This window comes from Deinococcus apachensis DSM 19763 (assembly GCF_000381345.1).
GTDB classification, from domain to species: Bacteria; Deinococcota; Deinococci; order Deinococcales; family Deinococcaceae; genus Deinococcus; species Deinococcus apachensis.
Map to the genome: position 1 here is coordinate 632,345 of NZ_KB906398.1, position 10,197 is coordinate 642,541.

Sequence of the window (10,197 nt, forward strand, 5' to 3'; positions counted from 1 at the left end):
CCTTAGAGCAGCGCGGGCTCGGCCCGGCTGAGGTTGGCGAAACGCACGAATTCGGAGTTGTAGGCGAGCTTCACGGTCCCGACAGGCCCGTTCCGCTGCTTGCCGACGATGATCTCGGCGATCCCCTGTTGATCGGTCTCCTTGTTGTAGTACTCGTCCCGGTAGATGAACATCACGGTGTCTGCGTCCTGCTCCACCGCACCGGATTCACGCAGGTCGGAGAGGATGGGCTTCTTGCTCGGGCGCATCTCCACCGCGCGGGAGAGCTGGCTGAGGACGATCACCGGAATCTGGAGTTCCATGGCCAGCTTCTTCAGCGTCCGGCTGACCTGGCTGACCTCCTGCACCCGGTTCTCACTGCCCCCCTTGCCGCTCTCGATGAGTTGCAGGTAGTCGATCAGGAGTAGGTCGAGTTGTCCGGCCGCCCTGAGCTTGCGGGCGTCCCGGGCGATGCTGGCCCCGGTCTGGTCCGTCGCCTCCATGTACCGGATGGGGAGGGCGCGGGTGCGGTTCGCGTGGACGCGCAGCCGCTCACGCTCCGGCCCAGTGGTCGTGCGCTGCCGGATCTTGTTCAGGTCCACCGAGGCGGCCGTCGCCAGGGCACGCAGGGCCAGCGCCTTGGCGGGCATCTCCAGGCTCGCCACCCCCACGTGCTTCCCAGCCTTGGCGGCGTTCAGGGCGAAGCTGTAGCCCATCGCGGTCTTCCCCATCGCGGGGCGGGCAGCCAGGACGTACATCGCCCCCGGCTCAAAGCCCAGGATCTGGTCATCCAGGTCCGCGTACCCGGTGCTCAGGGCGTTCGGAGTGGGGCTCTCGATCTCCGCCAGGGCCGCGTCGATGGCGTCGGCATGGGTCGTGAAGCCGGAACGGGTCCGAACGTCCAACGGACTGGCCACCTGCGAGGCGAGGGTCGCCAGCTCCTCGGCGCCCAGGTCGCCCTCGGTGGCGTGGTGTACCAGCTGGTGGGCACGCCGGATGGCCTCCCGGCGGCCGTGCAGGGCGCGCAGCTCACGGGCGTAGTGCTCGGCGTAGAACCCGGTCGTCTCGGCGGTCATGACCGCGCCCAGGAAGGCGCCGTTGACGAGCTGGGCCCGCCCGGTCTCGCCTGCCCGGCCCAGGATCAGCCCGGTGTCGTCGATGGGGAGCCCAGCGGCGTGCAACTCGTGCATCAGGCCCGCGAGTTCGCGGGTGGCGGGGTTGTACCAGGCCTCGGGCGGGAGGTCCGCCAGGTGCTGCCAGGCCAGGGGATCGATCAGGACCGAGGCCAGGGCCTGCCGCTCCAGGTCGTGGTTCTGGGGAAGGGGGCGTGGGGCGGTCATTCGGACACCTCGGTCAGGACAGTCAGCGTCTTGACCTGCCCCAGCGGCACGTCCGGGTAGTCCGGGTGATCCGTCGCCACGCCGCGGCTGAGCACCGCCACGACCGTCGCCTCGCTGCCGTCCGGGTACCGCACGCGCTGCCCCGCCACAAGCGCTGGGCGCGGCGGGGCGGAACCTTTCTCGGGTGCCTGAGCGCCAACGTTCTGGAGGGCCTTTATGCGCGCTTTGAGCCCGGCGAAGGGGTGAGCGTAGCTTCCAAGCTCGATCACGCTTTGCGCTTCAGCGCGCAGGGCGTCAGCCCTGCCTTCCCGAACCCAGGCGGCCCACTGCCCCGCTTGCGCCTTGAGCGTGACGGGCGCCGCCTTCACCAGCCCGGCCCAGTCCCGCCACACCTCCATCAACCCGGCTTCGGCCAGGGTGTGCATGTCCCGCTGATGGCTCGACTCGCTGTTGTTGTTGGTAGAAGACTTAGATCCCAATAAGGAATAAGGATGTTTATCTCTAAGGTCGGACATGTTGTCCAGGGGGGGGTGGACACTTTGTCCGGGGGGGGTCTGGTCAGCCTGTCCGGGGGCTTCCACCGGCTCCAGGTCGGCTTTTCGCGCGGGTTTCATCATCAGTTGCACCTCGTCCACATCACGGCCGCCGTCATCCCGGTAAGTGCGCTCCCGCCGGATGAGGCCGTGCTCTTCCAGCCAGGCCAGGTGCCGCCGCACGGTGCGGTCCTTGCACCCGGCCCGGGTGGCGATTTCTTCCTGGGGTTCCTGCACCCGCCCCCGGCCGTCCGCGAGGTCGGCGAGGGCGAGCAGGGTGGTCTTGATGCCGTTCGGGACGTGTTGCTGCCACGCCCAGCCGGTCGCGGCACTGCTCACTGCTCCAGCTCCTTCCGGAACTCGGCCACCAGGTCTTCGCCGTAGTGCTGAGTCAGGACCTTAAGGGCGACCTCCCGGTGGAACGCCGACAGCTCGCGCAGGTCCTCCAGCCATTCGGCCCGGTCGGCGGCCGTCATGATCCGCGTGGGCTGCGGGGTGGGCGGGGTGTGGGGCTGGGCGTTCATGCGGCACTCCGGGCGCAGACGATGGCCCACAGGCGATCCACCTCGCTGGGGCGCTGGAGGTAGGCGGCGCGGAGTGCGGCGGCGAGGCTGAGCACCTCGTCGTCGGTCATCCGCGCCAGCCCCGCGGCCCTGGCCTCCCCCACCGCCCGCAGGGGGGCGCGGGGGTTGACGACCTGGTGCAGGGCGCGGAACTCGGCCACGTCGTCCGGAAACCACTGGTAGACGACGGGTTCGAGGTGGCGGTACTCGGCGGCAGTCATGCCAGGGCCTCAGAAGGGGAGCGGGTCCGCGTCGATGGGCGGCGTGAAGGCGGCACGGGCTTTCTGAAGCGCGTACTCCAGGTCGGGATCGTTCAGGCCACCGAGGACGCCCAGCAGCATGTGGGCCTGCTCCTCGGTCAGGGTCGTGGTGCTGACCGGTTCCGGCAGGGTCAGGAGGTGCGCCCAGAGCATGTGCCGGTCCTCGCTGGTGCTGGCCCCGGCGCGTGTCGCGTACTGGCACAGGGCCTTGCGCTGGTTGTCACTGAGCAGCAGCTCGGCCTCCTGCGTGGGGGCCGCTTCCTGGGGCTTCTGGCTGTGCTTCAGTCCCAAGGCCTTGAGGTCGTCGTAGCAGGCGCGGGCGGCGGTGAGGTCACCGCGCCAGTTGTACGTGCCGGTGATCGCTTCCACGTCCTCACGGGGCGCCACCTTCCGCACCCGTTCGGACATCTCGGCGATCTTGCCCGCCCACGCGTGGAGCTTCCCTTCGAGCTCGGGATCAGGGAGGGTGTGAGGCTGCACTCCCGCCTGCTCGGCCACCTCGCGCGTGATGTCCGCGCGGCGGGTCTGGGGGGCAGCGGGCGCGGCGGGGGCCGGTGCTGTGTTGTCCGCCTGGGCCATCTCCTCGCTGGTGTAAAGCCCGCTCATGTCCTGCGGGAACGCCTTGCGCAGCGCCAGCGCTTCGGCCACCTTCGCCAGCATCAGGTCGGGCATCTTCGCCCACATCGGGCCGGGCCTGCCCTCCTTGTTCGTCTGCACGTAGCTGTCCCAGCGCGCGACGGCCCACAGCGGCTCGCGGAAGTCCGAGCGCAGCACGCCCACCTTTGCCGCGGCGGGCGGGGTGCTCTCCAGCCACACCTCGCGCCACTGGCCGTCCCGACCGCACCACACCGGGCCGACCTGACCGGAGTACTTCCCGCTGCGCTCGGCGATCAGGCGCAGGCCGTCGATGCTGACCTGCACGCCCATGACCTCGCGGCGCTCCTTGTTGTCCCAGCGCTTGATGGCGTAGATCTGCCGGGCGAAGGGGTCCAGGCCGGTGCGGTTGCACTGCTGCACGAAGAGGCTCAGCTCGTCATCGGTCGCACCTTTGGCGATGGTGCGCTTCACCAGGTCGATCTGGTCCCGGCCCAGTCCCTGGGGCTGGAGGGCGAGGGGCAGGTGTTCGGGGCGGGCGTGTTCAATCGCGGTCATCGGGCCACGTCCTTCGAGGTGGGGAGGTCATTCGCCAGCAGTCGCCGCAGCAGCACGACGAACGTCACGCCCGCGGCGCAGAAGTCGGCGAGGAACGCGGTGCGGAGCCAGGCGCTGGATTCGGGGTTGATGGCGGCCGGGAACAGCAGCACGCCCAGGACGTAGGCCAGCAGCAGCAGCAGGGCGAGGCGGCGCATCAGCGGACCCCCCGTCCCCGGCACTCCGGGCAGTCCATAAGGGGTTGGTTGCGTCCGGAGTCGGTGCAGTCGCAGTCCTGTACCGCGCCACTCAGCGCCGCGGCCACCGTGCCCGCCGCCTGCGCCAGCACCTGCCAGTCCTCGCGGGAGAGGAAGAGGCTGGCGCGCTCGCTGGCGGTGGTGATGACCAGGGCGGCACCGTCCGCTCCGGCGATCTGGCGGATGGCGAGGCCGGGGAGGATGGCCGTCACGCCGCCACCTCCCCACCGTCCAGATAGCGTTCGCTGACGAGTTCCAGCCCGCCGCAGTCGGCGGCCCACTCCAGCAACTCCTCGGCGCGCAGCACGGTTGCACCCTCGCCGTTGATCTCGGCGGTGACCTCACCCGCACGGCGGGTCAGGGTGACCGTGTACGCCAGCCGGGAGACGACCACGCCGTCCATGCGTGCGGCGATGCTCAACTTCCAGGTGCGCGTTTTGTCGCGCTTGCTCACGGAATCGTGCGGTATATTCACAAGTACCTCAGGTCGGCAAACCGGGTGACCGCGTATTTCGGACGCGGTCCTTTTCGTTTGGTCAGGCCAGCAGGGCGCGCTGCTCGTTGGTCGGCATGCCGGGAGCGCGGTGGACTGGGTGCAGTTGTGTGAGAAACCTCACACCGGGGGTAATGGGGGTGTTAAGATACAAGTCAGAAGCCTCCTTCTGGGGCCTCCCTGATCCGATGGTTTGCCGACCCGGGGATCAAAGAGGCAGGTGGGGGTGTTCAAAAGCGCGGGGCCTTTCGGGGCTCCGCCCTTTTCGTTTCAGGCGGGGCGAACTGCCTGCGCCTGCTCGTCACGCGCCAGCGGCGCGGGCTGAGGAACGGGGATGGAGAGCAGCGCGCGGGCGATCCGGGCGCGGGCCTCCGGGCTGTCGATGTCCGAGCCGTCGGCCATTTCGATGGACACGACGCGGAGCGTGGGGCGGGGGCGGCGGGTCATGCGGATTCCTCCGGGAGCTGTGCGAGTTCTGCCAGTAGTTTACTGGGAGTCCTGTTCAGAGCATTGGAGAGATAAGTGGCGTATGTCGCAGCATCCTCTAACGAGATGCCATGCCTGCCCTGTTCGTGTTTTTCCAACCGTGCCAGCGTGACTCCAGTGAGGCGGGCAAAGTCCTCACGGTTCATGCCGGTGGCCTCTCGAAGACGCTTTAGGGTGGTCATACACTCCTAGTATAAAACTGAGAGTAGCGGGTAGATGAGTGGTCCGGTTGTCATGCTGCCCACCTCCCTTGAGGTAGTAGAATTCTACTACCCACCCATATCCCTGTCAACAGTTTTCTACTAGGGGGAACCTACTAGGTAGCAGTAGCGTACTGGTATGCCATGTACGGGGCACTCCTCACCATGACACCGCCACCACCACGCTCTCAAAAGCCCAATTGGGCGCTGGCCTTTAAGCATCGGCGGGAGGAAGTGGTCGGCAGCCAGGAGGAGTTGGCTGCCCGTACGGACGTTTCACAGAGCCTCATCAGTCAGATCGAGCGGGGGGTACAGAACCCCACGGGCATCAGCATGGATCGCTTCGCCCGGCTGCTCGATGCCCTGAACTGGTCAGTTGCAGAATTTGTAGCAGCGACGGGGCTTGAGGTGCCTCTTCCGGGCGCCCTGGAGGCCTCTAAACCATTCGACCCTAAGACGCTCTTCCACCCTCCCAAGCGTGGGCGTCCTGCCAAGCAACCGCTCTGGCCGAACCTCGCCTTGATGATCGCGGATAAGCAGGAGCGGCACCCTCAGCTCCGCGAGGAGCGCTGGCAACAGTACCTGAACCGCACACGATTCAGCGGAGGGCAGGAGCCTGACGAGGACGGCTGGTTCGAGATCTTTCAGAGCCTCCGCCGGAACAACGTCGAGCCTGAGGATTGGCCGGAAGAGTAATGAGCGATCCGGTCAGCCAGTTGTTCGACGACCTTCATTTCATGCTGGAACGTATGGGTTGGCCCACGCCAATGGAACTGGCGAGAGCACTCGACATCAAGGTCACCGACGGGCCCGTGCCCTCCATCAATCTCGACCCCCCTCCCACCATTCAGCTCCCCGTTTCCCTCCGGGGGTTTCGCCGCCGCCATACTCTCGCCCACGAGATTGCCCACGCCCTAATGAACTGGCGCGAGATTGATGCCGAACTACTCATGTACTACGCACCCGAGTGCGCCCACTCCAATCTGGAAGCCTTGGCAAACCACATCGCGGGCCTCATTGCGATCCCGCCCCCGATCTTCCAGAAAGCCATGCAGCGGTACGGCTTTAGCCCCACCACAATGACTTACCTGGCCCGCGTAACCGGTGCCCCATTAGAAATCGCGATGGACCGGGTGATTTACGAGAGCGACAGTTACAGAAGGGCCGCCATGCTCTTTAAACGCAACATGCTGATCGACTTCGCCTCCACGATCTGGCTGGAGGCCGATCTTTTTGATGTGATCCCCGACCCGCGTGAACGCTTCCCCGGCATCGTGCTCCAAACCATGGATGAAGGCGTGCTCCTCGGCACCTGGGGGGAGTCATGACCAACTACCAAGTCTCTGTCGACAGAATTGTGGTGATCGACGAGTTCGAGAAAGACGAACTCTTCGTGATGGGCCACCTGGTCTTCACACCACGACAAGCAGAGATGGCCGTCCGGCGGTGGACCAAGCTCCAGCAGGAAATCAAGGGCCGTCTCTTGCAGAGAGGTCTGCCCCTGGATCCCAGGCTTGAGGGGGACCGTCTCCCCGAGATTCATGCCGAGTGGCTGGTACAGAGCGGGAAGTATTACCGCTGGCCGGGTGCCAAGAATAAGGATTACTGGCGCGAACATCTGGACTGGCTTGCAGAGGCAATGAGGATTGTTCGCCATGTTGGCCCAACCGTACACTACGGCCACCACGTCAACTATAAGGAAAGGGAAATTGAGAGATTAAAAAAGAGCGGATTGTGGGATGATAGGGAAACCATAGAAGCCTGCGGATACAAAGCATACAACGAACTAATTTCAATACTTTGCAATCCTTATGCCAAAGGACTATCTCTTACGCTCGCATCTATGGAGCGCATGTTCTCACATAGAGGGCTCTCTTATGAAGTTATCTGTGACAACTATGACTACTGCAAGGGATTTTCTACTCTAGAGGTCTTTGAAGAACTGAAAAACAAAGGCGTCGCGCAGTCAGCTTTTGCCCCCAAATTCTTGTCAAGCGAGGATGAACAACTTATTCAAATGACAGATGTTGTTACATATGCAGGAGGACAAGTAGCATGGCTAAATCTAAAACGACAGCAAGATGCGAGATTCATGCCGAACATAAAGGTAGACAGGGTAACCCAAGACCACCAAAAATACGTACTCGCACTTGACGGTGAGAGCAGCTCCAGCCCTCCCCCAAGAGGCTCCGAGGTTGATGCTCTCAGTCGCCCCATCTACCTCGACATCGTCTCTTCTTTTGTTAAGCACGCTCCGGAACTTTACGCGTCCCTTCAGGCTCGGCGAGATTCCAGAATCCAAGAACTTCTACATCTAGCTCTGAATTCAGATTCGCCTAAATGAGCCAGAGCCTGCTCGAAAGCAGGCCCCGTCTGACCGAACTGTACCCCTGTGACACCCCAGTGTCAACACTGCCTGCACATTGTGCAAATGGCGAAGGAGCGCCCTGATGACCCGCCGCACCGCCGTCTACCTACGCATCTCCGACCCCAAGGGCGACACCGCCGACCGGTTCGGCCTCGCCGTGCAGGAACGCACCTGCCGCGAGTACGCCGAGAGAAACGGCCTCACCGTGCAGCGGGTCTACACCGACGCCATCACAGGCGTCACCGAGACGCGCCAGGGCTTCGGGCAACTCCTCGCGGACGCGGCTGCCTACACCGACGTGGTGATCTACGCGGTGGACCGTCTCGCCCGCCACCCCCGCGCCGGGTACGCCCTGCTGGAAACTCTTCAAGCGGCAGGCCTCCAGGTCCACACGGCCATCGAGGGCATGCTCGACCTGGAGGATGACGCGGGCGCCCTGAACTTCGGAGTGCGGATCGTCATGGCCGATGCGGAGAGACGGCGCATCGTGCGGCGACTCAGCGAGGGCAAGCGCAGCAAGGTGCGAGCCGGGAAGCCCCTGCGGCCCCTGAACGGCTACGGCTACCAGCGGGGCGAGGTGTACGAACCGCACGCGCAGTGGGTGCGCTGGATCTACACCCAGGCCCTGAGCCTCGGCACCCAGGAGATCCGCGAGGAGTTGCGCCGCCTGGGCGTGCCCAGCCCGGGCGGCGCGGCCGGGTGGGATCGTGACTCGATCCGCAAGTTGCTGACGAACAGCGTGTACCGCGGCGAGTACGTGTACGGCCGGGACCGGGTGACCCGGCGGCCCCTCGCGGACGCCGTGAGCTGCCCGGCCCCGCGCATCGTGAGCGACGAGACCTGGTACGCCGTGCAGCGCGCCCTCCAGTACCGCTCCACGGGTGCCGGACGCCGGGGAAGCCGCACGGACGTCTACCCCCTGACCGGGCGGCTGCGCTGCGCGCAATGCGGGGCGGCGATGGTCGGGGGCAAAGGCAGCGAGTCCAAGCGCACGGGCGTCGAGTACCGCTACTACAAGTGCGGGGACCGCGCCCTGGCCGTTCACACCCGAAAGGGCTGCACGCACCGCTCGCTCTACCGCACGACCGAGCTGCACGAGGTGGTCTGGGAGGCCCTGCAGAACCTGGCCCGGGAGCCGGGCACCCTCGCGCAGGCCCTGACCCGCCCGGCCCCAGTGACAGTGGACACGACGGCCGCCGTGCGCGACCTCGACAACCAGCTCGCCAAGGCCCGCAACGCCTACCTGCGCGGCATCGACTCGGAAGACGAGTACGCGGAGACGAAGGCCATGCTGACGGCCCAGCGGGCGCGGCTGCTCGCGCTGGCCGAGCAGGGGCAGCCGCAGGGGGTGGCGGACACGGAGCACGTGCAGCGGGCGCTTACGGACGCCTTGCGGCAGGATGACCTGCACGTGGCGGCGTTGCGGTTGGGGTTGCTGGTGCGGGTGGAGCCGGGGGGTGGGGTGCGGCTGACGCTGGACCCCGGGTAATTTGGACCTTCCACTCTCGCTCTCGGTGCGATCTTATTTATCTTCCAATGAGTCTGCTCATTAATGAAGTATTCTTTATCAAATTTATGTGAAAGCAGATAACGACCTATGTCGATTTTACTTATCTTTTCTTAGGGTCGTCGCCAATTAAATCTATTAATATCTCTTTCTCAGCAAAACTAATATGCCGGAATATCGTTTTAGCTATATCGCTTTGGTCATAAGGTTTCAGATAGTCATCAAGAACACGGAGATTTCCTATTGCCATAGTGGAGTGGGGAAAGGTAAAATGATAGCGATTTCTTTCGTATTCGCTGACAAGTCTTTTAAGCGCTTCTTCAACTATGCTTATGTGAACCCCTATAACTTCCCTTTTGAGGAATAGAACTGGAGTTGAATTAAGCCGTCTATTTAAAGACTCTAGCTCAAGTTGGACGTTGTTTATAACTGCCAGGTAATCATCATATACTTTTGCAGTAATCAGATGTAAATTTTTGTTCTCAGGGGAAACACTTTTAAATGCACGAAGCAGCCGCCGGGCACGCTTATTATTCACATGAGCGGCAATAAGATCCTCATAAAATTTTAGTCGTGTCGTTTCTAAAGTCTCCAACCTCGTACGTTGCCTGTTCCACTCTTGAGTCATTAAAGACACAACGATACCAATCACGCCTACAGTTAAGACCTGGAGCCCCCATTTAACCAGTTCTAGATTCGCCCCTCCCAAATTGGAGGCTCCCCTCAATATTTGACTGAGACCAAGGACTAAACCCGCGAGACCCACAGCGGCAACAATAACTATTCCAATCACTATTCGCCTTATGGAAAACTGCATAATGCAGCCCCTTTCAGACTACCTAACACCTAGTCAGGCCCTCGCGTCTGAACCAACTGTCTGAAGCGCTTTGATTAAAAGGAGTACTGTTATCGCCCGTAGGGTTCAAGCATTCTCATTCACCCCTTCTGAAATGGTACACCTTCAAGCTAATCAACCTACTGAGCAACTCCTACGCTGCTTCCCCTCTCACTCGCTCTGGTATATGTGTGCCTACGTGGTGGTGAGTGGAGGCGCACACATACAGCACAACGTCCTTCTCT

At 63.2% G+C, this 10,197-nt stretch carries 15 protein-coding genes; 4 read left to right on the forward strand and 11 right to left on the reverse strand.

The window, feature by feature from the left end; translation table 11 throughout:
- Window positions 1–2 precede the first annotated feature (2 nt).
- The 10 genes from F784_RS0103240 to F784_RS25120 all read right to left on the reverse strand — a co-directional run bounded on the left by F784_RS0103240 (window position 3) and on the right by F784_RS25120 (window position 5,224).
- Entirely contained in the window at window positions 3–1,319 is a 1,317-nt protein-coding gene (locus F784_RS0103240; RefSeq protein ID WP_019585263.1) for a replicative DNA helicase, read from the reverse strand.
- The gene (locus F784_RS0103245; RefSeq protein ID WP_019585264.1) at window positions 1,316–2,191 is read right to left on the reverse strand and encodes a helix-turn-helix domain-containing protein; all 876 of its coding nucleotides are present in this window, start codon (window positions 2,189–2,191) and stop codon (window positions 1,316–1,318) included. The genes F784_RS0103240 and F784_RS0103245 overlap by 4 nt, the downstream gene beginning before the upstream one ends.
- Window positions 2,188–2,376, reverse strand: a complete 189-nt coding sequence (locus tag F784_RS0103250; RefSeq protein WP_019585265.1) for a hypothetical protein — start codon at window positions 2,374–2,376, stop codon at window positions 2,188–2,190. Before F784_RS0103250 ends, F784_RS0103245 begins: the two co-directional genes overlap by 4 nt.
- Complete coding sequence (locus tag F784_RS0103255; protein ID WP_019585266.1) at window positions 2,373–2,636, reverse strand: hypothetical protein; 264 nt, start codon at window positions 2,634–2,636, stop codon at window positions 2,373–2,375. Before F784_RS0103255 ends, F784_RS0103250 begins: the two co-directional genes overlap by 4 nt.
- Window positions 2,637–2,645: 9 nt before the next feature.
- Complete coding sequence (gene bet, locus F784_RS25115) at window positions 2,646–3,827, reverse strand: phage recombination protein Bet (RefSeq protein ID WP_019585267.1); 1,182 nt, start codon at window positions 3,825–3,827, stop codon at window positions 2,646–2,648.
- Entirely contained in the window at window positions 3,824–4,024 is a 201-nt protein-coding gene (locus F784_RS0103265) for a hypothetical protein (RefSeq protein ID WP_019585268.1), read from the reverse strand. The genes bet and F784_RS0103265 overlap by 4 nt, the downstream gene beginning before the upstream one ends.
- A complete protein-coding gene (locus tag F784_RS0103270) occupies window positions 4,024–4,275 on the reverse strand; it encodes a hypothetical protein (RefSeq protein ID WP_019585269.1) in 252 nt (83 codons plus the stop codon). Before F784_RS0103270 ends, F784_RS0103265 begins: the two co-directional genes overlap by 1 nt.
- Complete coding sequence (locus tag F784_RS0103275) at window positions 4,272–4,517, reverse strand: hypothetical protein (protein ID WP_019585270.1); 246 nt, start codon at window positions 4,515–4,517, stop codon at window positions 4,272–4,274. Before F784_RS0103275 ends, F784_RS0103270 begins: the two co-directional genes overlap by 4 nt.
- Window positions 4,518–4,826: 309 nt before the next feature.
- Window positions 4,827–5,003 carry a hypothetical protein gene (locus tag F784_RS25920; RefSeq protein WP_019585271.1) on the reverse strand — a complete coding sequence of 59 codons (177 nt, stop codon included), beginning with the start codon at window positions 5,001–5,003 and terminating at the stop codon, window positions 4,827–4,829.
- A complete protein-coding gene (locus tag F784_RS25120) occupies window positions 5,000–5,224 on the reverse strand; it encodes a helix-turn-helix domain-containing protein (RefSeq protein WP_083939131.1) in 225 nt (74 codons plus the stop codon). Before F784_RS25120 ends, F784_RS25920 begins: the two co-directional genes overlap by 4 nt.
- A 162-nt stretch (window positions 5,225–5,386) precedes the next feature.
- Between F784_RS25120 and F784_RS0103285 the strand changes: the two genes are divergently transcribed.
- The 4 genes from F784_RS0103285 to F784_RS0103295 all read left to right on the forward strand — a co-directional run bounded on the left by F784_RS0103285 (window position 5,387) and on the right by F784_RS0103295 (window position 9,099).
- Window positions 5,387–5,938 (forward strand): helix-turn-helix domain-containing protein, encoded by a 552-nt coding sequence (locus tag F784_RS0103285; protein WP_083939132.1) that lies wholly within the window; start codon window positions 5,387–5,389, stop codon window positions 5,936–5,938.
- On the forward strand, window positions 5,938–6,570 hold the full coding sequence (locus F784_RS0103290; protein ID WP_019585273.1) for an ImmA/IrrE family metallo-endopeptidase: 633 nt from the start codon (window positions 5,938–5,940) through the stop codon (window positions 6,568–6,570). The genes F784_RS0103285 and F784_RS0103290 overlap by 1 nt, the downstream gene beginning before the upstream one ends.
- Window positions 6,567–7,586: a hypothetical protein gene (locus F784_RS25925; RefSeq protein WP_157464959.1), complete on the forward strand. Its 1,020-nt coding sequence runs from the start codon at window positions 6,567–6,569 to the stop codon at window positions 7,584–7,586. Before F784_RS0103290 ends, F784_RS25925 begins: the two co-directional genes overlap by 4 nt.
- A 106-nt stretch (window positions 7,587–7,692) precedes the next feature.
- A complete protein-coding gene (locus tag F784_RS0103295; RefSeq protein ID WP_019585274.1) occupies window positions 7,693–9,099 on the forward strand; it encodes a recombinase family protein in 1,407 nt (468 codons plus the stop codon).
- A gap of 121 nt (window positions 9,100–9,220) precedes the next feature.
- Here F784_RS0103295 and F784_RS25930 read toward each other — a convergent pair whose 3' ends face one another.
- Complete coding sequence (locus tag F784_RS25930; protein WP_157464960.1) at window positions 9,221–9,910, reverse strand: hypothetical protein; 690 nt, start codon at window positions 9,908–9,910, stop codon at window positions 9,221–9,223.
- Window positions 9,911–10,197: the final 287 nt, after the last annotated feature.